General features: G+C 38.4%; 22 protein-coding genes. 12 read left to right on the top strand and 10 right to left on the bottom strand.

All coding sequences use genetic code 11. The annotated features are described in order from the left end of the window. Positions 1-93 precede the first annotated feature (93 nt). The 5 genes from ABM313_RS07715 to tgt form a co-directional block, all read right to left on the bottom strand. Positions 94-1,182, bottom strand: a complete 1,089-nt coding sequence (locus tag ABM313_RS07715; RefSeq protein WP_434687070.1) for an ABC transporter permease — start codon at positions 1,180-1,182, stop codon at positions 94-96. A gap of 80 nt (positions 1,183-1,262) precedes the next feature. After that, positions 1,263-2,459 carry a BMP family ABC transporter substrate-binding protein gene (locus ABM313_RS07710; protein WP_434687069.1) on the bottom strand — a complete coding sequence of 399 codons (1,197 nt, stop codon included), beginning with the start codon at positions 2,457-2,459 and terminating at the stop codon, positions 1,263-1,265. A gap of 204 nt (positions 2,460-2,663) precedes the next feature. Next, complete coding sequence (locus tag ABM313_RS07705; protein ID WP_434687068.1) at positions 2,664-4,400, bottom strand: iron uptake porin; 1,737 nt, start codon at positions 4,398-4,400, stop codon at positions 2,664-2,666. Between the two features lie 152 nt (positions 4,401-4,552). Further along, positions 4,553-4,870 (bottom strand): hypothetical protein, encoded by a 318-nt coding sequence (locus tag ABM313_RS07700; protein WP_434687067.1) that lies wholly within the window; start codon positions 4,868-4,870, stop codon positions 4,553-4,555. A 38-nt stretch (positions 4,871-4,908) separates the two neighbouring features. After that, the gene (gene tgt / locus ABM313_RS07695) at positions 4,909-6,045 is read right to left on the bottom strand and encodes a tRNA guanosine(34) transglycosylase Tgt (protein WP_434688407.1); all 1,137 of its coding nucleotides are present in this window, start codon (positions 6,043-6,045) and stop codon (positions 4,909-4,911) included. 624 nt (positions 6,046-6,669) lie between these two features. Between tgt and ABM313_RS07690 the strand changes: the two genes are divergently transcribed. The 10 genes from ABM313_RS07690 to ABM313_RS07645 all read left to right on the top strand — a co-directional run bounded on the left by ABM313_RS07690 (position 6,670) and on the right by ABM313_RS07645 (position 17,752). Beyond that, on the top strand, positions 6,670-8,133 hold the full coding sequence (locus ABM313_RS07690) for a polysaccharide biosynthesis protein (protein ID WP_434687066.1): 1,464 nt from the start codon (positions 6,670-6,672) through the stop codon (positions 8,131-8,133). Position 8,134: 1 nt separating this feature from the next. After that, positions 8,135-8,992, top strand: coding sequence for an FkbM family methyltransferase (locus ABM313_RS07685; RefSeq protein WP_434687065.1), 858 nt, complete (start codon positions 8,135-8,137; stop codon positions 8,990-8,992). Between the two features lie 22 nt (positions 8,993-9,014). After that, positions 9,015-9,902, top strand: coding sequence for a class I SAM-dependent methyltransferase (locus ABM313_RS07680; RefSeq protein WP_434687064.1), 888 nt, complete (start codon positions 9,015-9,017; stop codon positions 9,900-9,902). A 17-nt stretch (positions 9,903-9,919) separates the two neighbouring features. Then, positions 9,920-10,498, top strand: a complete 579-nt coding sequence (locus ABM313_RS07675) for an acyltransferase (protein ID WP_434687063.1) — start codon at positions 9,920-9,922, stop codon at positions 10,496-10,498. A gap of 61 nt (positions 10,499-10,559) precedes the next feature. Beyond that, complete coding sequence (locus tag ABM313_RS07670) at positions 10,560-11,549, top strand: glycosyltransferase family 2 protein (RefSeq protein WP_434687062.1); 990 nt, start codon at positions 10,560-10,562, stop codon at positions 11,547-11,549. A 15-nt stretch (positions 11,550-11,564) separates the two neighbouring features. Continuing rightward, positions 11,565-12,710, top strand: coding sequence for a glycosyltransferase family 4 protein (locus ABM313_RS07665; protein ID WP_434687061.1), 1,146 nt, complete (start codon positions 11,565-11,567; stop codon positions 12,708-12,710). Positions 12,711-12,877: 167 nt separating this feature from the next. Further along, positions 12,878-13,963, top strand: a complete 1,086-nt coding sequence (locus ABM313_RS07660; protein WP_434687060.1) for a glycosyltransferase family 1 protein — start codon at positions 12,878-12,880, stop codon at positions 13,961-13,963. Between the two features lie 138 nt (positions 13,964-14,101). After that, positions 14,102-15,451 carry a hypothetical protein gene (locus ABM313_RS07655; protein ID WP_434687059.1) on the top strand — a complete coding sequence of 450 codons (1,350 nt, stop codon included), beginning with the start codon at positions 14,102-14,104 and terminating at the stop codon, positions 15,449-15,451. Positions 15,452-15,572: 121 nt separating this feature from the next. Further along, the gene (locus tag ABM313_RS07650; RefSeq protein WP_434687058.1) at positions 15,573-16,544 is read left to right on the top strand and encodes a GDP-mannose 4,6-dehydratase; all 972 of its coding nucleotides are present in this window, start codon (positions 15,573-15,575) and stop codon (positions 16,542-16,544) included. Between the two features lie 62 nt (positions 16,545-16,606). After that, positions 16,607-17,752: a glycosyltransferase family 4 protein gene (locus ABM313_RS07645; protein WP_434687057.1), complete on the top strand. Its 1,146-nt coding sequence runs from the start codon at positions 16,607-16,609 to the stop codon at positions 17,750-17,752. Positions 17,753-18,051: 299 nt separating this feature from the next. Here ABM313_RS07645 and ispG read toward each other — a convergent pair whose 3' ends face one another. From ispG to ABM313_RS07630, 3 genes are all read right to left on the bottom strand, one after another. Beyond that, positions 18,052-19,308: a (E)-4-hydroxy-3-methylbut-2-enyl-diphosphate synthase gene (ispG, locus tag ABM313_RS07640; protein WP_434687056.1), complete on the bottom strand. Its 1,257-nt coding sequence runs from the start codon at positions 19,306-19,308 to the stop codon at positions 18,052-18,054. Positions 19,309-19,385: 77 nt separating this feature from the next. Then, the gene (locus tag ABM313_RS07635) at positions 19,386-20,054 is read right to left on the bottom strand and encodes a hypothetical protein (RefSeq protein ID WP_434687055.1); all 669 of its coding nucleotides are present in this window, start codon (positions 20,052-20,054) and stop codon (positions 19,386-19,388) included. Further along, entirely contained in the window at positions 20,051-20,524 is a 474-nt protein-coding gene (locus ABM313_RS07630; protein ID WP_434687054.1) for a hypothetical protein, read from the bottom strand. The genes ABM313_RS07635 and ABM313_RS07630 overlap by 4 nt, the downstream gene beginning before the upstream one ends. A 161-nt stretch (positions 20,525-20,685) precedes the next feature. On the opposite strand from ABM313_RS07630, the gene ABM313_RS07625 reads away from it, so the two are divergent. Next, positions 20,686-21,501, top strand: a complete 816-nt coding sequence (locus ABM313_RS07625) for a creatininase family protein (RefSeq protein WP_434687053.1) — start codon at positions 20,686-20,688, stop codon at positions 21,499-21,501. After that, entirely contained in the window at positions 21,482-22,717 is a 1,236-nt protein-coding gene (gene ruvB, locus ABM313_RS07620; protein ID WP_434687052.1) for a Holliday junction branch migration DNA helicase RuvB, read from the top strand. The genes ABM313_RS07625 and ruvB overlap by 20 nt, the downstream gene beginning before the upstream one ends. Before the next feature lie 173 nt (positions 22,718-22,890). On the opposite strand, the gene cysS is transcribed toward ruvB, so the two are convergent. Further along, on the bottom strand, positions 22,891-24,330 hold the full coding sequence (gene cysS, locus ABM313_RS07615; protein WP_434687051.1) for a cysteine--tRNA ligase: 1,440 nt from the start codon (positions 24,328-24,330) through the stop codon (positions 22,891-22,893). A 146-nt stretch (positions 24,331-24,476) separates the two neighbouring features. Then, positions 24,477-25,637, bottom strand: coding sequence for a helix-turn-helix transcriptional regulator (locus tag ABM313_RS07610; RefSeq protein ID WP_434687050.1), 1,161 nt, complete (start codon positions 25,635-25,637; stop codon positions 24,477-24,479). Positions 25,638-25,651 lie beyond the last annotated feature (14 nt).

The following is a 25,651-nucleotide window of genomic DNA, read 5'->3' as shown; positions in this document are numbered from 1 at the left end:
TAATTCTTAAAAAATTTGTGATTGAGAAAACTCATATTTTTATTTAATGAGCTGTAAAGCACCAATAAAAATATATCGATTCTTAGGAATTGCCTAAACTGTAGTTGCAGATGCATCAATCTTAACTTCTGGTTCTCTATCTTTAAAGAAGTCAAAGCGACCATAAAGAGATTCACTAAAGAGAATAGCTAAGAATACGATGCCTTGAAATAGCAAAACAGTAGCATCTGGAAGTCCAAACGATCTCTGTAGAGCGCTTCCACTTGCCAGAATACCTCCCATCAATACAGCAACAAGTACCGCAACTAAAGGATTTTGTCTGGCTATAAATGCAACTAAAATACCGCTATAGCCATAGCCAGAAATTAGTGAGGCATTCGCACTGCCATGAATGGCGGCTACTTCCACCATCCCTGCTAGACCAGCACAGGAACCTCCCAAGAAACTGACGATTAATGTAAGTTTGCCAACTGGTAAGCCTGCAATTTTAGCAGCACGAATATTGCCGCCGACAGTGCGTACTGAAAATCCAAAAGTGGTGCGATGAATCAAAAAATAAGCGATCACACAGGCAACTAGTCCATAAATTAGACCGTAATGAACTCTGCTATTGGGAATACTTTGCAGCATATTAATTGCCGAAAGTGGAAAGCTAGAGGGTTTATTTAAGGTAGAAGGATCACGCATTGGTCCTTCTACTAAGGTGTTAAGCACTGCGATCGCAATGTAATTCATCAACAAACTACTAATAGTTTCATTAACACCGCGATAGTACTTAATCGCACCAACAAACATAATCCACAGTCCACCCGCTATAATGCCACCCATCGCCATAGCTATCTGCACCATGAGAGAGGGTAAAGAAGCTAGCGATAAACCAACAGAGATTGCTCCCAATCCACCAACAATTAAAGCTCCTTCATTGCCAATAATCGTCAATCCTAGCATTGCTGGTAAAGACGTGCATAAACATGTCAGCATTAAAGGAGCTGCACGAATTAAGGTTCCTTGCCAAGAGAAGCTATTACCAAACGCAGATGAATAAATCGTTCCATAAATTGCAATTGGATTTTTCCCTTGGATGGCACAAAAAATCCCGAAAATGACTAATGAAGCAAGTAAAGCTCCTATTGGAAGCAGAATATTCTCAGATGTTGAACGCCAGCGATCGCGTATATTCATATAGTTAGTTCTCAAATGAATGATATACAAATAAAAGGATTTAAGACTTGCGAAGTAAGTCTTAAATCCTTTTATTTGGTTTAGCCTTTAACGCTTCCGATTACACCTTCAACAAACCAATCCATCTTTTCTAGATCTGGATCTGTCTGTTTGTATTCCTTGCCCTTAGCAATTACAACTTTGCCAGTGTTATCTTTCATTTCACCAGCATAAATAATCATGCTGCCATCTTTGAACTTAGCCATTACGGTTTCAGCTTCCTTCTTAGCCGCAGCACTAACGGCACTACCAAATGGCGACACCTTACAGAATCCTTCCTTAAGACCACCGCGCAAAATGTGAGGAATACCTCCATCCATAAGTGTCTTACCTGCTTTGAGCATCTCTACATACTTGGTGTAAACATTAGTCCAATCCCATTCTGCACCAGTTAGATATCCATTCGGAGCAAGTGATGCTTGATTAGTGTGATAGCCTGTGCAGAATATTTTCCGTTTTTCTGCCGTCTCCATCACAACTTTTGGACTGTCTACGTGACAGGTTAAGACATCTACACCCTGATCGATCATGCTGTTAGCGGCTTCAGCTTCTTTAACTGGAACTGACCAATCACCTGTGAAGATTACTTGAACTGTAGCTTTAGGATTAACGCTACGAGCGCCTAGGGTGTAGCTGTTGATATTACGAACTACCTGCGGAATTGGCTTGGCAGCCACAAATCCTAGCTTCCCAGACTTAGTTGATAGTCCTGCAACGACACCTGCAACATATTGCGCTTCATCAATATAGCCATAGTAACTTCCGATGTTTTTCGGAGTTTTGCCTTCTGTGTACAGCCCACCGCAATGGAAAAATTGCACCTTAGGATTCTCTGGTGCTAATTTGAGAATGTGAGGATCGAAGTAGCCAAAAGACGTGGGAAATAGTGCTGTGACAGCATTTTGGTTAATCATGCCGAGCATGGTTTCTTGAACTACAGCTGTTTCTGCAACACTTGCTTCACTGTATGTTTTAACACCAGGAAGCTTGGCAATTGCCGTTTCGCCTTCAAAGTGAGCTTGACTATAGCCGAAATCATCTTTTGGTCCAACATAGATAAAACCAATATTCAACAAAGCGGCAGTAGGTGAACTTGGTGCACCTGGAGATCCTGTGGTAGCTGTGTTAGTGGGAGCCTGTTCAGTACAGCCTACCCAAAGTTGAGAGGTTGCGCCAAAAGCGGCTGTAGCGATCGCGCCTCTGATAAACTTGCGACGTGGAATATAGATTGGACTCATGCCTTCACACCTTAGAAAGATTGAATGTACCGCGAGTTAAGAAAAAACTGATTAACAGAAATCTACACTGAATTAGAACTTAGCAAACATTATTTGTAACAAATGTATCACTAACTACTTGAGTTACTTCGCAATCTCTCATTCCAAATACAAAAGGGCGTGCATCGCACACCCTTTTGTATTTTGGAAGTTTATACCTCGTAATTAGAAGCTAAACACTGCTTGCAAGTTACCGATAAATACGGTTGGGTTGCCAGAGAAGTTATTAGGATTGAAGATGAAATAAGCAGAAGGAACTAGAGATATATTCTTAGTTACAGGATAGATGTAAGAAAACTCAAGATCATACTGAGTACCACCATTTCCCTTGCCAGACGTGATCACATTGTCATTGTCAGTAAACTTAAATGGCATTGCGAAGGAAATCATCGCCTGAGCGCCCTCTTTGAATAAGTCAGGGAAAGCTAAACCCGCTTGAAAGGTGTTCATGGATACATTGTTTGAACCACCTAATGCTCTATTTAGATTAGTAGAACCATATCCATAACGTCCGAATATACCAAATCCTTTTGTGACCAACCAATCGAAGTTAGCTACAAAGACATCAGATTGACCATTGTTATAACCGCCAGCCGTTGTTGCTGTACCGGGGAAGGATGGAGTGAAGCCAGCACCACCAATTGTTGCAGGAGGATTAGCACCAGCAAGATTGGTACGGCTGTATAGCAAGCGGAGCTTGAATGCATCACTAGGCTTAAACCCAAGTTCGGCGGTCAAAGCGTTGTTACCACCAAACAATCCTCCTCTAGTTGGATTGGCTGCTGATGCTCCCGAATCGCCAAATTCGTTACTTTCAGCCAAATATCCAATCTTAAAGTCAAACTGATCTCCCAATGGAGTCATGAATACTGCACCAGCACCACGTTTGGCATTAGTCAGCAATGTGCTGTTGATCGAGTTAAATGTGGTATTCCAAGGATAGATGAAACGGTTACCGTCAAAATACTTGTAGAAGTTGACACGAGGACCAACAACTAAGCTAGCTTTCTCAAATACTGGGAAAGTATAGGATAGTTCACGCAGTACAAAAGTGTTAGCTGTGGCTCCAGCAGTTTGATCCGTGAATGTGGTAGCAGTTGTGTTGAAAAATCCAGCTGAACCATAGGCATTAGAGTAAGCTGAGTTACCATTGCCAACAGCAAGTTGCGTTACTAAGCTATCCTTACCAGTAAAAGAGGTGTTCAGGGTTAGCCATACTAACCCACTCATGGTCGTATTTGGAGCGTTGCCAGGAGCAGCACCATCTCTAAGAACGTTACTGCCTGAACCAGTCGTAACATTAAAGAAGGCAAGACCGCTGAGCTTAGTAGTTGTAGAGAACTGTTGAGCTTCTAGCTTGGCAACCTTAGCGTCTAGAGCATCAACACGACCGCGTAGAGTAGCGAGTTCTGCTGCGAACTCTTCTTGAAGCTTTTGTAGTGTAGCAAGATCTTCCTTACTGACCTTATCAGCCAAACCTGCGGAGATAATTTCGTTGATCTTATCCAAACAAGCATTCAAACCAGCAGCAAATTCATAGCGGCTAGTTGCTTGTTTACCGCGGAATGTACTGTCAGGATAACCAGCAATACAACCATAGCGCTCGACTAAAGATTGCAAAGCGGTAAATGCCCAATCAGTAGGCTTCACATCACTCAATTGAGATACAGAAGTAACGTTTTGAGCTACAGCTTTGGGGCGGATTAAATCCGTGTTAATTGCTCGAATAGTTTCTGATTCACTCAACTTCGATTCTGTTACAGGTAGTGATGACTGCATCACTGGAGCAGTGGTCGATTGAGACTGAACTGTTACTGAATTTTGCGTCTCAGCATTTGCGCCTGTAGCCGTAGCTAACAAGCTCAAGCCTAATATCACTGAGAGATTACTGACTTTTTTCATTCCTTCACACCATAAAAGAAATATGTTTTAAACAAGTATAACCATGTAATTTACTAAATCTTAGTATTTAATAAACCTAGTTAAACTTGCCAAGATGCATATATTTGAAGCTAACAAAATCAGTTGATCACAAATGTATTCTCGAATACAATCTACCCCCAGTCATCATCCCAGTCATCATCAAAGTCATCTTTAATATTACTATTTGACCTAGAAATATTTTTTTTAAATGTTGATGGGTGCGCTACAGTTTGACGTTTTGGAGGATTATTTGCAGCAGAAAAAACAGAAAATTTCGGTACTGTTGGCAATTCAAAACCTATTACAGTTTGTCCAATGGTGATACATGTAGCTCCGAAACCAGCGCAGAAAATTAATAATAGTCCTAGAGGTAATTTGATAGACTCAAAGGAGAATAACCTCAAGTTAACTAAATTAGTATTTTGGGTTGCAAAAATAGCGATCGCCATTGATGTAATCCATAGAAAAATATAGAGAGATAAGCGAATCATGGGCTGCGCTCCTCTGCAAAAGAAGAAGACTCTGAGAGGTAATGACCAAATTTTTCGACAAATTTATTGTTAATGATTGCTTGGCGCATTTGCTGAGTGAATCGAATCAGCTCAGTAATATTGTGAATTGATAGTAGGGTATAACCTAAAATTTCTTGCGATCGCACTAAATGGCTAATATAAGCCCGTGAGAAATTTTGACAAGCATAGCAATCACAATCACTATCTATGGGGGTGAAATCACGCTTAAATTTTTGGTTTTTGAGATTCCAGCGTTCGCCTTTGACGAGAGCAACACTATGCCGTGCAAATCGAGTGGGAATGACGCAATCAAATAGATCTATTCCTGCGGCTACGGCTTGAGCCATTTCCTTATATGTACCAACGCCCATGAGATAGCGAGGTTTGTTTGCTGGCAATAGTGGGGTTGTGGCTCTAACAATTCTTTCGATTAATTCTGGTGGTTCGCCAACACTTACGCCGCCGATCGCATAACCTGGTAAATCAAATTCAATTAATTCTCGAGCTGACTGTTGACGTAAATCTAGATAAACGCCACCTTGGACAATACCAAATAAAGCTTGATCATTCTGACGATCGTGTGCTTTAATGCATCGCTCTAGCCATCGGGTTGTGCGTTGTCCCGCTAGTTTGATTGCTTCATAGGTAGAAGGATAAGGAGCGCATTCATCAAAAGCCATGATCACATCTGCGCCCAATTGATTCTGTATTTGAATCGATTTCTCTGGAGTCAGATTAATCATATTGCCGTCACGAGGCGATCGGAACTGGACTCCATCTTCACTAATGGAACGAATCTCACTCAGACTGAAAACCTGAAATCCGCCTGAATCAGTCAGGATTGGACTATCCCAATTCATAAATTTATGTAAGCCCCCTGCTTCTGACACAATATCTTCACCTGGCTGGAGATGAAGATGATAGGTATTTGCTAAGACCATTTCAGCCTTGCAGTCTTTAAGCTGTGCAGGCGTGACAGTTTTTACATTCGCTAATGTGCCAACGGGCATAAAACGAGGGGTATGCACAACTCCATGGGGGGTATGGAATTGTCCAACTCTGGCATCAGTACTACTGCACTGACACTCTAATTTAAAGGTAAAGTTATTCAGAGCTTACAATCCTAATTCTAATATTTTATGTTTGTATAAGTAGGGAGGCACAATTAAACATTAAATTCAAAACCTGTATTGCCCGCGAAGCAAACAGTTCAGATTTTGAATCTGGGGTTTAGTTATGTCGAAGTACTTACAGCTCTAAACAATAATTATATCGTACTCATACAGCTAGATACCCTAATCATTTAGCGCAGGGTTCGCTAGATACCAGATGCTCTGCTATAGCAATCCTAAATGGTTTGTGGAAGGACACCCCATCGGGGTGTCCTTCCACAAACCAAAAAAATCCACAAATGATATAGGACTGCTATATGAAGAAAATCGCAGCTCCTATCTCAGCAAGTTTCTATAGCAATTTACGACACTGGTTGTTAAAGAAGTGATGAATAGCTACAAGGCTTATCCAGCGAAGATTTATGGCGATTGATTATCAAGGTCGTGAAAAGCTTGCCCAGAATACTTTGAGAGACTTATCTCTCTTTAACAGTCCAGTGCAATAAATTTTAAAATTATGTTGTAAAGAAACATAATTTTAAAATTTATTGGTTCAATGTAAAATTTCTTGAATCTTGGTCATTAATGGATTTCTAGTCCGATATGTCTAAGCCCGAAAAATCTATGAAAAAAAATCAATATTTTTTTGCTGGTTTGAAATTTTGGGCAAAACAGATTGTTGCTCAGTTGTTAAAGAAGGATGAGCAAGAAAATCAACAATTTTTGGATGAAAATCAACAATCAAAAAAAAATACTTTTACCAATGATGATAAGCTTCAAAAAAGTCAATCTTATACAAAAGTAATCACCAAAGATATTTTTAAAACCACACCAAAGTTTTTTTATTGGTTCAAGTTAATTAGCAAATTTATTTCAGTTCAATTAGTTGTTCAATTATTAGGATTTGCTAGCGGGATTTTGATAATTCGCAACCTTAGCAAGGAAGAATATGCTTATTTTACTATCGCCAATTCTTTGCAATCAGTAATTAATGTTTTAGCCGATACTGGAATTAGTTCTTCCATAATATCTATTGGTGGAAAAATATGGCAAGATGATATCCTCCTAAGTCAATTACTCCATACTGGAATGCGACTGCGATATTATATGGGAATATCTGCTAGCTTTTTAATCGTTCCCACTATGGGGTATTTGTTGATATCCAATGGGGCATCAATATTCTATACTTTATTTGTAATTGTAGCAATTTTAATTGAGCTTAATTATTATTTCTGTCAACAAATTTTGTATATTATCCCTCTTCTAAAATCTCGAATTAAACAGATCCAGCACTTAGATATTACGTTTTCTGGTTCTCGTCTAGTGTTAATTGCTATAGCTAGCTTAATGCCTGTAAATGCCTTCATATATTTATTTTGTTCAACGATAGCATCGGGGCTTAGGACTTTTCTGATCAAAAAATGGAATAGTGATGTATATCTTAAAAACAACCTCATTAACAAGGCTTATGAAAAACAAATAATCTATGCAGTAAAAAATCAAATTTCTTATACTATATTTTGGTGTATTCAAGGACAAATAACAATTTTGCTTATTAGCAGCTTTGGTAATATATCTGGCATTGCTGATGTTGGAGCATTGGGGCGTTTTGCAGCAATTTTTGCTCCATTAAATGCGGCAGTTAGTAGTATTTTTATTCCTTCAATCGCCAGATGTCAGTCTATGGAAATCTTAAAAAAATATTATTTTAAAGCAATGTTATTTTATATTACAATTTCTATTGTATTTATAGCCACCTCATTAAAATTACCGCAAATATTTTTGTGGATTTTAGGAAGTAAATATAATAATCTTAATCAAGAGTTACTTTTAATTGTTGTATCTACAAGTATTTCTTTGTTGATTAGTCTGAATTGGGGAATCAACCATTCCAGAGGATGGATCACAGATTCTTGGCTAATAATCCCAAGTACAATTATTACTCAAATTGTTTCGTTAATGTTTATTGATGTTTCTATTACGAAAGGAGTTCTTCTATTTGGGATAATATCTTCTTTGCCCACTTTACTAGTTAATTTTTATTTGATATATAAAGGGCTTAATTCTTTTGAAAAAGGAGATGTTTAAAATGTTTAGACTTTTGAAAAAATCACTTTATACAATTCGCCATGAATCTTTTAGTGTTTTTGCCGAAAAAATTAAGCTCAAAATTGTTTATGTATATAAAAAATTAACCTTTAAGCCATATGAGATTGAGAAGAGTATAGCAGGAGAGACTATAAGACTAATAATCAGTGATTTATTTTCCAAACATTGGTATGATCGCCCCCATGAGTTTGATTATTGGCCAGAGCTTCTGTGGATAAAAGAAAATGTTTTAAAAGAAGGAGATATTGCCATTGATTGTGGTGCTAATATTGGGTTTACAGGAATCTTTTATGCTCAATGCGTAGGAAATACAGGTCAAGTAATTGGATTTGAGGCTTTAGCCTCTAATGCTGAGACAGTACGTAAAAACATTAAACTGAACCAAGTCAAAAATTTTGAAATTAGAAATGAAGCTGTTGGCTCTTTTCAAGGAATAGTAGACTTTACTGATTATGGGAATGGTTCTGTTGGAAGAACTGATGGCTTCAGAGTAATCACTGTTCCAGTAGTTACGTTGGATGATTCTATAAAGAACCTAGTCCCAACATTTATTAAAATAGATGTAGAAGGATATGAGATTGAAGTACTTAAAGGAGCGTCTGGAATCCTAAAAACCAAACCAAAACTAGAGATTGAGATTCATTGCGCTGCTTTTAAAAATCGTTTGGAAGATGTAAAAGAACTTCTAAGCTATATTCCATTTCCTGCTTATGACTTCTTTCTTCAGCTATTGCCACAAGGAGATATACAACATCATGTTCCTAATGATAAAACAGCAGAATTGATTGCTCAGTATAATAATGTTCACTTGTTTGCTCTACCAAAAGTTGATTTTTGAGTCCCTATTTCTTAACAAAAAAATGAAAATCAAACAGTGCGATCGCAAATTTAGATGGGTGTCTAGTACCAATGGTGATCCAGAAATATTATCAACCTTGAATAATCAAATGACTTGGTTTTACGCTCATCAGGATGGACGTGAAATGTATCAATCCATGTTAGATACTCAAGAAGAAATCCCCTCAGACTTATATTCAGTAAGGCATTTAATGCCAAAATATATTTGTTCACTAAACCCGCAAATCATCTTAGAGATAGGTTGTGCTAGTGGTCGTTTATACCGTCAACTCCGAAAATATGGCTATGAAGGGAACTATTCTGGAGTAGAAGTAGCTGATTACATTATTCAACAGAATAGATATAAACACCCTGAAGCTGATTGGCATTGTAGTACGGCTTATGATATTCCCTTCCCTGATTCATATTTTGATATTTGTTTTTCACTATATGTTCTTGAACATTTAGTATATCCAGAACGTGCATTAACAGAAATGATGCGAGTAATCAAACCGAACGGTCGTCTTGTTTTAGTTTTTCCAGATTTCGTTGAGTCTGGCCGTTTTGCTTCACAACAATTAGGCTGGTCTTTTGCCTCCACCGCATCTGAAAAGCTCCGTAAAGGTAAATTGATTGACGCTTTAATAAGTTTATATGATAGTAGGATCCGGCTTCCTCAAGCATTGCGAAAAACTCAGATGAATTTAGGTGATTTTCTTGTAAACCCTTATCCTATATGTCTGTCATATCTAGATATTATAGGCACTGACATTGATGCAGTTTATGTCGCATCTAAAAAAGAAGTCCATTACTGGGCAATCGAGAGAGGCTTTCAAGTAGAGTATCCTTGCGGTACAGAGGGAGGATTTGCTGAGCAGGCTTTTATTGTTATTGACAAGGTAAATATATGAACAATATCAAGAGGCTCATGAAAAAAGTTATTTCTTATTACTTTTCTCTATTCATAAAGTCAGTTGGTAATAATTCTTATATTCATCCTTCTACTAACCTAAATGGACTCTCCCAGAATATATGTATAGGTAATGATTGTCTAATTTGTCCCAACGTCACAATTCAATGTGATACTATCAATTCCTTTGTGCATATAGGAAATAATACTGTTGTCAAGCAGTATTGTATGCTTTTAACCTATGGAGGCTATATAGAAATTGGTGATTATTGTAATATCAACCCTTTTGCTATTCTATACGGACATGGAGGTTTAAAGATTGGCAATAATGTTTTGATTTCAGCTCATACTGTAATTATTCCTGCTAATCATACCTTTAATGATAAAAAACAATTAATTAGAAGCCAGGGTGACACAAAAAAAGGAATTATAATTGAAGATGATGTATGGATAGGTTCTGGCTGTCAAATTTTGGATGGGATTACTATTGGGAAGGGATCGATAATTGGTGCAGGTTCAGTGGTTACTAAAGACGTTGAACCTTATTCTGTAGTAGCTGGTGTACCAAGCAAACTAATTAAGCGAAGAGGTGATTGATTAATTATATTTGTCAAACACAATTAATTTTTATATGTATAAGAATATAAAAAAATAATTTATGAATAACCAAAAGCCTAAAATTGTTGTAGTTACTCCGATTAAAAATGAATATTGGATTTTAGATCGATTTCTATCTGTCACTAGTCAATTTGCTGATTTAATTATTGTTGCAGATCAAAACTCAATAGATGGTAGTAAAAACATTTGCCAGAAATATTCAAAAGTAAAGTTAATTGAAAATGAAGCAAATCAATATGATGAATCTAGCCGTCAACTTCTTTTATTACGAACAGCTAGAGAATTAGTTCCAGAACATAAAATTATTTTGGCACTAGATGCAGATGAAATTTTAGCAGCAAATGCTATTCATACTTTAGGTTGGCAAACAATGCTTAATGCAAAGCCTGGAACTGTTTTATGCTTTGAAAAACCAGATTTATATTTAACACTTGATCAATGTGTGAGATACAGTCAACCTTGGCCTTTAGGGTATGTTGATGATGGAGTTGAACACAATCCCAAGAAACTACATAGTATCAGAATCCCTGTTCCAGATAGCGCTCCTCAGCTTCACATTCATGACGTTAAAGTTCTTCATTATGCTATTCTTCGCTTAACAGCACAATCTTCAAAGTGGAGGATGTATTCCGTTATAGACAATGTTTATAAAACAAATCCCATCTTTAGGAGACGGAAAAGCTATTGTGCTTTTAAAGATTGGACTAAAGGTGGCAATTTACAGAAATCTTCTCAAGAATGGTTCGATGGATGGGAGAGCATAGGAATTGATATGAAAACAATTATTAACTATAAGTATTATTGGCAAGATACGGAGGTTCTTAAGTATTTTCAAAAATATGGAGTAATTAAATTTTGGGTAGATGATATTTGGTATTTTAACTGGGAAGCTTGTAGGCTTTATATGAAAAAGCAGGGAATAGAAGATATTCCTGAATTCCCTATTCAAAAACCGCCGTTATTATTAACTTTAATGCTTAGATTTTTAGATAAGATTTACGGACAACTATCTAAAATCATAAACCTATAATATTTAAGTTTGATTATGAAAATTCTAACTATAAGTAACTGTCATTTAATAGAATCTCAGGGGTCAGGATATACAATTGTCAACTTTGTTCGTGGATTGAAACAAAGAGGACATGAAGTTGATCTGTTTGGTCCAAATGAATATGAACCTCTTCAGTTTTTACGAGGACGAGCTAGTCGATATCGAAAAGCATTAGGGATATTCTTTTTTTGCTTAGTTCAAATCAATAAAAAAAAATATGACATTATTGAGTTTTATGGTGCTGAAGCATGGTTAACCGTGGCTTTTTTGCAACAATTTAAAAAACGACCTTACTTAATTATTTGTCATTCCAATGGTTTAGAAACAAATGTTCATAAAGTTATGACTCAAAATAATGAAGCAATAAATTATGGCTCAAAATTGAAGAAATGGTATCAATTTGATCAAACTGGTTTATTTGAAATATTCTTTAATAAAGTTGACGGAATAATAACTCAAAGTGACTATGATAGAAGTTATGGGTTAAATCAACAGTATCAACAAGTAGATCGTTTAACCACAATTGAACCTGGTTTGTTAAATACTTTTCTAAGACTGCAATTGGATTTCTCTAGAGATGCGATAATTGGCTATTGCGGAAGTTGGATATCTCGGAAAGGAACGAAAATCATGATAAATGATGTATCAAATCTACTTACCGAGTTTCCTAGTTTGATTTTTAAGTTGATTGGTGTAGGTAATGATTTTAAAAAAGAAGAATATTTTCCTATACAGATATGCAATAGGATTAACATCATACCTTTTGTTGAAAATAAAGATGACCTAAAAAAAATTTATAAAACTGTCTCTATTTTTATTATGCCTTCGATTTATGAAAGCTTTGGCTTAGTGTCCGCCGAAGCAATGTCTTGTGGTTGTGCCTTAGTTTCCAGCAAAACTGGGTTTGCAGCTAGCCTAAAACATGGAGAGGAGGCTATGTTGATAGATGCACCACTTTCCCCATACTTATATGAAGCAGTTAAAAAATTATTGCTCAATGAATCTTTACGAATGAAGATTGCTCAAACTGGTTATGAAAGAGTGCAGGCTCTAAGATGGGATGTGGCAATCGATAAATTAGAAATGACTTATTTACAATGGCTTGATCAATATAGATCTCATTATTTGAGTGAAACTTGATTTCCTGCTACAGAGTATGCATCTTAAATATAAGCTCCTATCTATCCGATTGAGATGGTTTCACCTAGTCCTCCAGATGAGCAAAGAATTTCTCCGATCACTTGCAAGTTAAGTAGAAGTCGAACTGCTTGAAATTTTTTCTAATAATAGTCTTATGTTTCCTCAGTATGATTTATTCCATTGTTTCTAGACTTCCGCCATCGATTGATGGCATTGGTGACTATGCGTTAAATTTAGCACGTCAACTTCGTAAAGATTTTAATGTTCAAACCCATTTTATTGTTGGATATCCTGAATGGAACGGTGAATTAGAAATTGAAGGTTTTTCTATTAGTCAAGTTTTAGATAGTGACTCTAATCAACTGACAACTTTGTTGGTAGGAGATAGTCCATCATCAGTTTTATTGCATTATGTGGGTTATGGCTATGCTAAGCGAGGCTGCCCCATCTGGCTAATTGAGGGTTTACAGCGTTGGAAGAGTTTATATCCACAGAGATCTCTGATCACCATGTTTCATGAGGTTTTTACATCTGGAACTCCACCTTGGACAAGTTCATTTTGGCTTTCTCCTCTACAAAAAAATTTGGTTTTCAGATTATCTCAATTAAGTGATAGCTGTATTACTAATAATCAAAACTATGCTGATACTCTTATTAAGCTAAGTAACGGGAAGCACCCTCAAATACGCGTTTTGCCAGTTTTTTCTAATATTGGTGAACCAAGACTGTTACTTCCTTTATCAAAACGCTCAAAACAGCTAATTCTTTTTGGGCTTGTTCCCCAGAGGATAAGAGCTTATCAACAATGCAAAGAAACTTTAGTTGATGTGTGCCAAAGTTTAGGTATCCAAGAAATTTTGGATCTAGGAACTCCGACTGGAAAAACTCCCCCTGTAATTGGGAATGTACCAATCCTAGAATTAGGACAGCAACCATCTGCAAAAATAAGTGATATTATGAAAAACTCAATCGCAGGATTCTTAAGTTATAATCCTAACTTTTTGGGCAAATCAGGTGTTTTTGCTGCTTACTGTGCCCATAGATTAATACCCATTAATGCTAAAAGTAATAATTCCCTTGCTAACGAAATAAAAGAAGGAGAAAACTATTGGGTTCCCAGTAAAAATTCAGTAAAAGATATAAAAATGCTACAATTAATCGCTGATAATGCTCATGCTTGGTATTCTGACCATAACTTGTCAATTCAATCCAAAAAATTCTTTGAGATTTTCCAGCAGTTAAATTTGCAATAAAAAATATAACTTTAGTGTTGAAACAAAATAAAAATTAGGATTGCTAAAGATTCAATTAAATCATCTACTTTAGATTTTACGAGGGAGTATAAAAATAGATTTTAATCTACAACTAGTAAAAAAATATAGCATTAGAAAATGGAAATAGTAGGCTTATCAATACTAGTTTTACTGATCATCTTTGGAGCATCACAGAATTGGAAACTATCGATTAAAACCATTCTTGTGATCGTTTTATTTGAGGGTGCTCTAAGGCGATGGTTTTTTCCGCAAGCAAGAGATTTGATTTACTTTCTTAAAGACTTTATACTAATTGGCGCTTACATTGGTTTTGCTAGACGATCTCGACAACTAGTAGATCGGTATCCATTTATCAAAGAATTAACAATCACTATAGCTATTGTTTGCTGTTTACAGTCTTTTAATCCTAGCCTAGGATCTCCAATTATAGGATTACTAGGTATTAGAGCATACTTATTATACATTCCTCTTATGTGGATAATTCCACATTTGTTTGACTCAGAGTCTGAGTTGTATAAATTCTTGCGAAACTATTTATTCTTACTAATTCCTATTTGTATTTTAGGTATTGTTCAATTTTTTAGCCCTGTAGATAGCTCATTAAATATGTATGTGTCTGGTTCAGAGGAAGGAATTGCTACAGCAGGTGAGTTTGTCAGAATCACAGGAACTTTTTCGTATTTGCAAGGGCTGAAAGTTTATCTTGCAGTTTGTTTTTCATTGTTAGTAGTTTTTCTTTCTCAAACATACTCAATTAAGTGGCAGTTGATTTATATTTTAGAGCTGACACTTATCGTTGTTAATTGTTTCATGAGTGGTTCGAGAGCAGTCATGATTTACATATTCTTATTCACTATTATCTATGCAATTTGTTTATTGTTTAATAGTTATAAGACTGCTATCAATTTTGTTTTTAGTTTGTTTTTACCCTTAGTTATAGCAACATTAATGGCTATAATCTACTTTCAACCAGCAATTCAATCTTATACCAATCGAGCAGATACAGCTAGTGACTCAGTGGTTGATCGTGCATTTGGATACTTTAATGATATTTTTGTTTTTTCTAAAGATAGAGTTGACGGTTATGGTGTAGGAGCCACCCAAGGTGGATCAGCTAGTCTGAGGCAGCTTTTAGATTTACCTGTAGGTGAGAAACTGCCACCTTACGAAGAAGAGCCTGGGAGAGTCATGATTGAAATAGGGCTATTGGGTTTTATTTTATGGTATGGACTTAGATTAGCTATCTTAATATATTTATACTGTGTATTTATCAATCTAAAAAATCCTTTTTACAAAAAATTAGCATTAGCTGTATTTTTATTCCAACTAATTCATATAGGTAGACAGCTAGTAACTGACCCAACCATGTTACCGTATTTCTGGTTTTTTAGTGGATTTATTTACTTATTGCCAAATCTTGAAAGCCAAGAAACAAAAAGTATTGGACTTGATCAAGCAAAGAGTTAAATGCCTAGCAATTTACTCATAAAATAATTTGCTATCTGAAAGACAAAATATTAGGTAGTGATTTTAAATAAAACCATCATTTATTATAGAAGATTAAATAGAATAACCTTAAGTGAAAAAAATGCAAAAAAAAGCATTAATTTGTGGTATATCAGGACAGGATGGCGCTTATCTATCTCAACTTTTATTAAATCACGGTTATGAAGTATATGGAACTTCTCGTGATGCTCAAATATCAACTTTACAAAATTTGCAATATTTAGGAATACGCGATCGCGTCAAGTCATTATCTATGTCTCTTACTGATTTTCGCAGTGTACTACAAGTTTTAACCCAAGTCCAACCAGACGAAATATACAATTTAGCTGGACAAAGTTCAGTAAGTTTGTCCTTTGAACAACCTGTCGAGACATTAGAAAGTATTGCTACAGGTACACTCAATTTACTCGAATCAATTAGGTTTCTTGGTAAGCCTATCAAATTTTATAACGCTGGTTCTAGCGAATGTTTCGGTGACACTTTTGGGTTACCTGCCGATGAAGAAACTTCATTTCGTCCTCGCAGTCCTTATGCTGTAGCTAAGTCTACGGCTTTTTGGCAAGTATCTAACTACCGTGAAGCATATAAACTATTTGCTTGCTCTGGTATCCTTTTTAACCATGAATCCCCTTTGCGACATGATCGCTTTGTAACCCAAAAAATTATTGGTGCTGCCTGTCGTATTGCAAACGGACAAATAGAAAAGTTGATATTAGGTAATATTGATATTCAAAGAGACTGGGGATATGCTCCAGACTATGTAAAAGCTATGTACCTCATGCTCCAACAAGAACAACCTAATGACTTTGTGATCGCCACAGGAAAAACAATCAGTTTGTCAGATTTTATTGCTGAGGCTTTTGGAATTTTGGAGCTAAATTGGGAGGAGTATGTAATTTCTGATCAATCTTTGTATAGACCAACTGACATTACAATAAGTTGTGCTAATCCTAGTAAAGCTAATCAGAAGCTAGGGTGGTATGCTACTACAGGAGTTCATCAAATCATACAAATTATGGTTGAAGCAATGCAAAGAAAACTAGCAGTAAAATAAATGATAATTTGTATGGCGTGGCTTCGTCACGCCGTACAAATTATCATTTATTTTACTGCTAGATGACTAAAACTCCCAAAATCCATATTTGGCTACCTGATATCTTTCAATTTAAAGGTGGTATTCAGGTTTATTCTGCTTTTTTGATTCGTGCATTAGAGGAAGTTCTACCAAATAGTGATCGCTCTGTATTTATCAAGAATGATGCTTTCTCAACAGAAAATATTAAGTTTGATAAGCAGACAAAACTTAGATTTGCAGGGAGATGGAAATCGACTTTTTTACATACTCCAATCTTTGCTGCTCAATTATTATTTTCTGCAATAAAAGCCTCCCCTGATTTAATTATTTGTGGTCATATTAATTTTTCACCACTTGCAGCAAAGATTTCTAGACTATTAAAAATCCCATATTGGTTAATTGTCTATGGTATTGATGCATGGAATATTGAAGATTCGTCTAAAATAGATGGTCTGAAGTCAGCACAAAAGATTATTTCAATAGGTGACTATACTCGTAATCGCATCATCACTGAACAAAATATTTCACATGAGCTTATCTCTCTTCTACCCGTAACTTTTGATGATGATCAATTTACTGTCAAACCTAAACCTCAATATCTACTAAACCGTCATCAATTGCATCCTGACCAGCCAATAATTTTAACTGTATCTAGGTTGGCTGGGGGAGATCGCTATAAAGGCTATGACCAGATCATTCAAGCTCTACCAGCTATTCGTCTTCAGATTCCCAATATTTGCTACCTATTGGTTGGGAAGGGGGATGACCGAGATCGCATTGAAGCAATTGTTGATGATATGGATGTCAGAGATTGCGTAATCTTTACTGGTTTTGTTCCAGATTACGAATTAGCGGATTACTACAATCTCTGTGATGTGTTTGCAATGCCTAGTAAGGGAGAGGGTTTTGGGATTGTTTATTTAGAAGCTTTAGCGTCTGGTAAACCAACAATTGGTGGCAATCAAGATGGAGCGCTCGATGCTTTGTGTAATGGAGATTTAGGTGCTCTAGTTAATCCTGATAGCATAAATGAAATAGGAGAGACTATAGTCCAAATTTTGATGAATAAACATTCTTTATCAATTCTGTATAAACCTGAGATTCTTAGACAAAAAGTGATTGAGAAATACGGTTTTGAGCAGTTTAAACAAAATCTTTCTCATCTTTTTACAGATTATACCGATTAGTGAAAGTGTAGTCACATTTTTGCTAATCAATATAATCTAAAGTTATTCAACAAAAGCGATTCTCCAAATTAGAACTTGTATTATTGAATATCTTTTATTATGTTGCGACAATTGTACATAAGCTTTCTCTTTTACAGATCTTTAGATATTTAACGTGAGTTCGGGATAAGCGACAAAATTTAAAAATCCAAAACAATAAAAGACTTGCGAAGCAGGTCTTTTATTGTTTTGGATTTTAGGCGTGCTGCGAGCGAACCCTCTATAGGAAACAATTTTAAATTAATCTGAACTGAGGTTACTTAAGGGTCGACCCAGCGATCGTCAGATTTAATGAGGGCTATTAATTGTTCTACACCTTCGGCTTCAGGTACACGTTTGATTTCTTCCTTGCCGCGATAGAGTGAGATTATTCCAGGAGTTTTGCCAACATAGCCATAGTCAGCGTCTGCCATTTCACCGGGACCATTCACAATACAGCCCATTACTGCTATATCTAGACCTACTAGATGGCTAGTAGCTTCGCGGACTTTGTGCAAGACTTCTTCAAGATTAAATAAGGTGCGTCCACATGATGGACAAGCCACATACTCCACCATCGTCTTACGTAGTCCAAGGGACTGTAAAATACTGTAGCAGACAGGTATTTCCTTTTCGGGAGCTTCGGTGAGAGAAACACGAATAGTATCACCAATGCCTTGAGCTAATAATGTAGCAATACCTGCAGTTGACTTGATCCGACCATATTCACCGTCACCTGCTTCTGTTACACCTAAGTGTAGGGGGTAGTCCATCCCCAGTTGATCCATGCGCTTAACCATTAGCTGGTAAGCTGCAATCATCACAGGTACACGAGAAGCTTTCATGGAGATCACGATATTTCTAAAGTCTAGATCTTCACAAATGCGAATAAATTCGATCGCAGATTCGACCATGCCCTGAGGAGTGTCACCATAGGTAAATAACATCCGCTCAGCAAGTGAGCCATGATTTACCCCAATTCGCATTGCTTTGCCCTGTTCTTTAAGGCTTAAAACTAGAGGCTTGAGGGTATCACGGACTTTTTCAGCAATTTCGTCAAACTCTGATTGGGTGTATTCGGTACGGTTGGCTTTGGGTTTCTCGAATACATATAGTCCTGGATTGATGCGGACTTTGTGGATATGCTTGGCAACTTCGAGGGCAATTTTCATGCCATTGTGGTGGACATCAGCAACCAGAGGCACATCGAGATAAGTACGTTTGAGTTTTTGACGAATTTCTGAGAGAGCCGCAGCGTGAGCCATGCTGGGGACAGTGACGCGCACAATTTCGCAACCAATTTCATGCAAGCGGCGAATTCCTGCTACGGAGCCATCAATATCAAGGGTGTCTTCATTAATCATCGACTGCACTACGACAGGAGAGCCACCGCCAATGGTGATATTGCCCACTTGTACAGGTCGAGTTTTGCGTCTGACAATTACACCAAGATTTTCACTGCCATCTATAATTGGTTCGGCTTTAGAGTTTTGTGTGCCGTTTTGGGTAATTTTCAGGTTCTCAGAAACAGTCGTCATAACACTTTTAGTTACTTTCAGTTATTAGTTTATCTGAAGTGGGGATCAGTTTCACAATTCAAACTTTTCAAACTTTGCTAATTTGCATTAGTCCATTGATCGGGAATTGCTTCGGTATCTTCTACAAGAAAATTGTCATATACCCATATTCGAGCTTGATCGTATAAATCTCTAAGTATGGATTTGCGATCGCCAGATCTGTCCCACGGCAGTAGATCAGAATCCAATTCACAGAAACCAACCCAAGAGTGATTCTGTTGGTGTAATTCTTCTGCCTTAACGAGAACTGCTGCCAATACAGCTAAATCGTAGGGTTTTAGTGATAAATCTAGTGCTCCAATTGTCACTTGGCGCTCTAGCATTGGCTCCGACAGCGGAAATACGTTGAGATGAGGGAGGTTCGCCAACTCGGTCAGTCGTTCAGAAACTTTGGTGAGTTCATTGGCAACCAATCCGTCAAATTGATCAAATACACGAAAGGCAGCTTTTGCATCTTCAGGATTCACTTTGCCTTGACTTTTTGCCCATTTGAGAAAATTGCGTAAATCCGCAGATTGAGACCGTGGGTTAAATCGACGAGGTACAGTTTCCCTTGCTTCTGTAAGACATATAGCAGGAACATACAACCCGAACTCACCAGCCTGAGCGCGTGTGAGTAAATCGATAGCCTGTTGCTTTTGCAAATGGGCTGGAGCTATAACATCCACGACCCAATTTGTTTCGACTAAAACTGCTCTTGGTTTCACTTGATAGCCTTACTTTGCTTCGAGCGAAATCCAGCAGCCCTCACTTCACCCCATTGCAGAAGGTTGGTGACTGCACCACTTAGTAATGTTTTTAAATCACTTGGAAGTTTATCTACATTAGATCTTAGTTTCAAGCTTTCAAGCCAATTTTGAACCTGCGATTCAAATTCTAAAGCACCTCCGTCTTGCCACTGACCATCCGCAGGAGGGAGTAAAGATACTGGAAGTTTTGCTTCGCCTACAGTATAAATCGAAGCACCGTTATATTCCTCTAAAGTGTCTCGTAGAAGAATAACGCGCTCGCCAGCCACAAGCAGCCCAAGGGAGCAATCAAAAGAGACCATCGATCTCTTGAGAGAATCGATCGCACGATTTACAGAATCTCTCGTGTCTTTAAGCTTTACTTCTACGAGCATTAAGTACTCGCTGTCAGGGCTTTTGACAAATATATCTGGTTGGAGTGTTTGCATAATTGAGTTATATTGCATACTGAAACAATTATTACATACAGCATATTTATTTAAAGTTTCACATAAGTATGTATTTTGCGGCTAAATTCATTCATCTTTGAATCCAAGAACTTTAATTTTGGAAATTGTTCTAGGATAAATCGCGGAACCCTAAAATCGACATGAGTTATTTCCCTAATCATCGATATTTTGCTTACCTTACTTCACCAGCGATCGCCTCAATGCCAGATAAGCAAAACGTGGTAATTATTCAACCTATGGGGGCGATCGAGCAGCATGGCGCACATTTACCTTTAATTGTTGATGCGGCAATTAGTATTGGGGTGTTGGCAAGGGCTTTAGAAAAATTAGACCCCGCGATTCCTGCCTATGCTTTGCCACCTCTGTATTATGGTAAATCGAATGAGCATAGTACTTTTGCAGGCACGATAACCATGCGATCGCAGACGATGCTAGCAGTCTTGACAGATATTGCCGAAAGTGTCTATCGAGCAGGATTTCGGAAGCTTGCCTTGATGAATTCTCATGGGGGACAGCCGCAGATTTTGGAGATAGTTGCTCGCGATCTCCATGAGCAATATTCTGACTTGGCAATTTTTCCGCTCTTTACTTGGCGCGTTCCCAATTCGGCTAAGGATTTATTGACTGAACAAGAATTAGAATTTGGAATTCATGGTGGTGATGCCGAAACTAGCCTGATGTTAGCGCTTTTGCCTGAGCAAGTCCAAATGGATAAGGCAGTTACCGAATATCCCTATGGTTTACCTGAAAATAGTTTACTGAGTATGGAATCAGCAAACCCCTTTGCATGGGTAATGCGTGATTTGACTCGCAGTGGGGTTTTGGGTGATGCTAAGGCTGCGACCAAAGAAAAAGGTGAGAAAATTCTTAATTCTTTAGTTGATGGTTGGGTGCAACTGATCGAAGATATCTATAAATTTGAGCAACCGAAAGCATATGGCAATCATCTCCTCTAAACCAAGTCCAAATCCTGAAGGCGATCGCCCTGCTAATCAATTTGACTCTCAAAATCCATCGGCAGCGAATCCTGCAAAGACCGCAGGTCAAAAGTCAACCTCCCGATCGCCTAAAAAATCTGCGAAGAAAGAAGTAACATCGCCCGAAATGCAACAGGCATTAGATTTACTACAAGCGGAAGCCACACCAGAGGAAAAGCTAGAGGATCAACTAGCCAAAGATTCTCCTGCCCAAGTTTCGGTTGATATTAATATTCGTCCCAAAAATCTCAAAGACTACATTGGACAGAAAGATTTAAAGGAGTTACTCCATATCGCGATCGCGGCGGCAAAATCTCGTTCTTCAGCCCTCGATCATTTGCTCTTGTATGGTCCCCCCGGCTTGGGAAAAACTTCCCTAGCTCTAATCATTGCGCAGGAAATGGGAGTGCAATGTAAAATCACTTCGGCTCCTGCCCTAGAACGTCCCCGTGATGTCGCTGGTTTACTGGTTTCGCTACAGCAAGGAGACATTCTCTTTATTGATGAAATCCATCGCTTACCGAATGTGACAGAAGAGATTCTCTATCCTGCAATGGAAGATTATCGCCTTGATATTACGATTGGGAAAGGACAAGGGGCAAGGATTCGCAGTGTGCAGTTAAATAAATTTACACTGATTGGGGCAACAACGAGAATTGGAGCTTTATCTTCGCCATTGCGCGATCGCTTTGGCTTTGTGCAACATTTCCGTTTTTATGAGCAGGATGAACTAACACAGATTGTCTCTCGTAGTGCGAAGATTCTGGAGACCCCAATCCATGACGATGGGGCGATCGCGATCGCGGCAAGATCGCGAGGTACGCCTCGGATTGCCAATCGTCTCTTAAAGAGAGTACGGGATTATGCTGAAGTTAAGGCTAAAGGTGAACAAATTACAGGGGCGATCGCGGAATCGGCTCTGGAATTATTTAATGTCGATCCTAAAGGTTTGGACTGGATTGATCGCAAATTGTTAACGGTATTAATTGAGAACTTTAATGGCGGTCCCGCAGGTTTGGACACCTTGGCGGCGGCGACAGGTGAGGATGCCCACACGATTGAAGAAGTCTATGAGCCATATTTATTACAGATTGGCTATATCAATCGTACACCTCGCGGTCGGGTGGCTACGGCGGCGGCATGGAAGCATTTGGGCTATTCTGTGCAAACGGCGCTAGATTTAGCGAGTTTGTGACTAATTACTGATGTTACGTGGAACGCAGATGATGAATCTCTTGCTGCTAGCATAACAGGGCAAGCACGGGGGCATTGCCCCTACCTGAGAAATTTATGTTTTGTAGGGGCTTCGCCCCCGTGCCAGCTCCCAACCTTGAGGATCGCAGGATTCCTTCCACGTAACATCAGTAATTATGCTTTAAGCCAGCGTGTTGTCCCATCTTTTTGATCAACGAGGGTAATCCCCAAGGCTTTTAGTTCATTACGAATGCGATCGCCTTCTTGATAATTTTTCGCCTTCTTCGCCTCAATCCGTTGCTGGATTAAAGATTCTATTTCAGCTTCACTGATGTCATCTGAATCACCTTGGCGATCGCTAATATCAGCAACAAAGCCCAAAACATTGGTCATGTAATACAAGGCTTGCCAATCTCTCAATAAAACGTCAGAACTTGCAGCGGTTTTACCAGCATGGGATAGAGAGTTCCGTTTTGAGCGTAACTTCTTAGCTAATTCAAACACATGGGACATTGCTACGGAAGTATTAAAATCATCATCCATTGCTTCTTCAAAACAGGCGATCGCTTCACCCACATCTTTTCGAGTAGGAATTTCCAGATTTTCCCAGCCTAACTTTGCACCAAAATCTGCGGCAAACAACATTCCATCGCGAATTGTTTCCCAGCCCTTGGTTGCGGCACTAATTGCTTCTTCGGTAAAGTCTATCGGTTGGCGGTACTGAGCTTGCAAGATAAATAAACGGATTGCCATTGGGTCAAAATGAGAAGTCAAATCCCGAATCGTTGTGAAATTATTTAGTGATTTCGACATCTTCTCGCCATCAATATTCACAAATCCGTTGTGCATCCAATATTTGGCGAGGGGCTTTGCATAAGCTGCTTCTGACTGGGCGATTTCATTCTCATGGTGTGGAAACTGTAAGTCTGTGCCACCTGCATGAATATCAATGGTTTCACCTAACTGCCGTACCATTGCTGAGCATTCAATATGCCAACCAGGGCGACCATTTCCCCAAGGAGATTCCCAAAATGGTTCACTCGGTTTAGCAGCTTTCCACAGAGCAAAATCAAAGGGATAGCGCTTTTGCTCTTCCTGCTCATCGACGCGACCACTTGCCCCTGCTTGCATGTCTTCCAGCTTACGTCCTGAGAGCTTGCCATAACTGGGAAACTTTTGCACTGCGTAATAGACATCGCCTCCAGATGCATAGGCATAGCCACGATCAATCAATTGTTGAATTAGTTCAATAATTTCAGGAATTGTCTCTGTGGCGCGAGGATAGTCATCGGCTTTGGCAATATTCAGCTTTGCCATGTCTTCGTCATAGGCGGCGATATACTGCTCTGCGATCGCCTGCATTGTGGTGTTATTTTCCTGTGCCTTTTTTAAAATCTTGTCATCAATGTCCGTAATATTCTGGACATACTTAATTTGATATTTGGTCGCCAAATAGCGCCGAATCATGTCCCAAATCACGTAGGCTCTAGCATGACCTAAGTGGCAGTAGTTATAGACAGTTACACCACAAACATACATTTTCACAATCCCTGTTTCGAGGGGAATAAAGTCTTCTTTGCGACGTGTAAGTGTGTTGTAAATGCGAAGGGTCATGGATTTGAATGTCTTTTGATGATCTAGGCGCGAAGTAATTATACAGCATGGCTTTGTCACGAAAAGATCTGTTAATCATGCTATTTCTTGCAGTTGCCATGAGTGCAGGTTGGGTAAATAAATGACTGCTAAGCTCCACAGTACAATTATTCTGAAACTTTATATAAAGCTGCTAACTTCAGCGCTGTAGAGCGAAAGCGATCGCGTAGACTTTGTGGTTCTAGTACCTGAGCATTATGAGCAAACTGATGCACCCAACGACAAAACTCATTCACCGATCGCGGCGGTAGGGAAATGTTGTAATCGATATAGTCGGGTTTGCCACTTCGATCAATCACTTGAGAAATATGTCTTTTTTCTCCCTCTTCGATAAAAGCAATTACGGGCGGGAAAAAACGTATTTTGATTTGAATATATTCTAGGGTTCCTGCAATTTCTTTAGTTTGTTCAGAGGGTTCACCGAGAAACAGACCCCAGCCTTTTTTAAATAGATTCATTGCCACAGTTAAACTTGATTTTTGGAGATCGGTTCCTCTGGGTTGGTTAACGAATTGGATTTGGTCAGTGAAGCGGTCAATCCGTTCAATTTCTAAATGACCATTATCAACGTACTCATAGAGCAAATACCAAGCAATATCGTGATAAATCAATTGCAATGGGAAGACTTGTAAATATCCAATTTTCTGACTATAGGGGTCGGTATATCGATAGATGGTGATTGCTTGTCCGATCGCGATCGCTGTTTCTACTTGCTCTAAACAATGATAAAGATTGTGACGATTTTTCTTGATATCTAGCATTTCATCGAGATCGGTGTAGATGATTGCTCGATCTATTTGCGATCGCACGGGATAGAGATAGTCTGTGGATTCTAAGATTTGTTTGCCACGTAGTTTTTTTTCGAGTTCTTGGTAAATACGGATTGCTTGGGGCGATCGCTGATATTTTGCCATTGAGTTGAGGGCATTGAGAGCTACTTGTAAGTCTTTAAAGGACATCACGCCTGTTCCGAGGAAGTAGCCCCAACGATAAATTCGCTTTTCTAAAAGCCCATATTTACGGAGTGTAACTAAGTCTTTGCGAAGGGTGGGAATGGAATATTTAGTTAATGAAATATTGTATTGTTGGGCAACTTCATAGACTTTTGCTTGAACGGATTCTAAGGATTCATGGGCAGATTGGGAGTTATTGCCGATGCGATCTGGGCAGCCGATGCCGGGGTGATGAATGAAGGTGGCAATGAGGAGAAGGAGCCGCTCAAAGGCTTGGCGATCGCTGTAGGGATGTAAGTTGTTAGTCTTCGGCATAGTGATATGTCAAG

Origin of the sequence: Pseudanabaena minima str. Chao 2107 (assembly GCF_051131155.1) — a bacterium.
Classification (GTDB): Bacteria; Cyanobacteriota; Cyanobacteriia; order Pseudanabaenales; family Pseudanabaenaceae; genus Pseudanabaena; species Pseudanabaena minima.
Note: the sequence above shows the minus strand (reverse complement) of the source record. Positions and strands in the feature narration are given on the sequence as shown.

Excerpts from the sequence above, each read along its gene's own strand:
- ABM313_RS07610 (WP_434687050.1), bottom strand. The coding sequence starts at position 25,637 with ATGCCGAAGACTAACAACTTACATCCCTACAGCGATCGCCAAGCCTTT.
- ABM313_RS07675 (WP_434687063.1), top strand. The coding sequence starts at position 9,920 with ATGAAAAAAGTTATTTCTTATTACTTTTCTCTATTCATAAAGTCAGTT.
- ABM313_RS07660 (WP_434687060.1), top strand. The coding sequence starts at position 12,878 with ATGATTTATTCCATTGTTTCTAGACTTCCGCCATCGATTGATGGCATT.
- ABM313_RS07710 (WP_434687069.1), bottom strand. The coding sequence starts at position 2,459 with ATGAGTCCAATCTATATTCCACGTCGCAAGTTTATCAGAGGCGCGATC.
- ABM313_RS07705 (WP_434687068.1), bottom strand. The coding sequence starts at position 4,400 with ATGAAAAAAGTCAGTAATCTCTCAGTGATATTAGGCTTGAGCTTGTTA.
- ABM313_RS07680 (WP_434687064.1), top strand. The coding sequence starts at position 9,015 with ATGAAAATCAAACAGTGCGATCGCAAATTTAGATGGGTGTCTAGTACC.
- ABM313_RS07685 (WP_434687065.1), top strand. The coding sequence starts at position 8,135 with ATGTTTAGACTTTTGAAAAAATCACTTTATACAATTCGCCATGAATCT.
- ABM313_RS07690 (WP_434687066.1), top strand. The coding sequence starts at position 6,670 with ATGAAAAAAAATCAATATTTTTTTGCTGGTTTGAAATTTTGGGCAAAA.
- ABM313_RS07655 (WP_434687059.1), top strand. The coding sequence starts at position 14,102 with ATGGAAATAGTAGGCTTATCAATACTAGTTTTACTGATCATCTTTGGA.
- ABM313_RS07665 (WP_434687061.1), top strand. The coding sequence starts at position 11,565 with ATGAAAATTCTAACTATAAGTAACTGTCATTTAATAGAATCTCAGGGG.
- ABM313_RS07700 (WP_434687067.1), bottom strand. The coding sequence starts at position 4,870 with ATGGCGATCGCTATTTTTGCAACCCAAAATACTAATTTAGTTAACTTG.
- ruvB (WP_434687052.1), top strand. The coding sequence starts at position 21,482 with ATGGCAATCATCTCCTCTAAACCAAGTCCAAATCCTGAAGGCGATCGC.
- ABM313_RS07650 (WP_434687058.1), top strand. The coding sequence starts at position 15,573 with ATGCAAAAAAAAGCATTAATTTGTGGTATATCAGGACAGGATGGCGCT.
- ABM313_RS07630 (WP_434687054.1), bottom strand. The coding sequence starts at position 20,524 with ATGCAAACACTCCAACCAGATATATTTGTCAAAAGCCCTGACAGCGAG.
- ispG (WP_434687056.1), bottom strand. The coding sequence starts at position 19,308 with ATGACGACTGTTTCTGAGAACCTGAAAATTACCCAAAACGGCACACAA.
- ABM313_RS07645 (WP_434687057.1), top strand. The coding sequence starts at position 16,607 with ATGACTAAAACTCCCAAAATCCATATTTGGCTACCTGATATCTTTCAA.
- ABM313_RS07715 (WP_434687070.1), bottom strand. The coding sequence starts at position 1,182 with ATGAATATACGCGATCGCTGGCGTTCAACATCTGAGAATATTCTGCTT.
- ABM313_RS07670 (WP_434687062.1), top strand. The coding sequence starts at position 10,560 with ATGAATAACCAAAAGCCTAAAATTGTTGTAGTTACTCCGATTAAAAAT.
- cysS (WP_434687051.1), bottom strand. The coding sequence starts at position 24,330 with ATGACCCTTCGCATTTACAACACACTTACACGTCGCAAAGAAGACTTT.
- ABM313_RS07625 (WP_434687053.1), top strand. The coding sequence starts at position 20,686 with ATGAGTTATTTCCCTAATCATCGATATTTTGCTTACCTTACTTCACCA.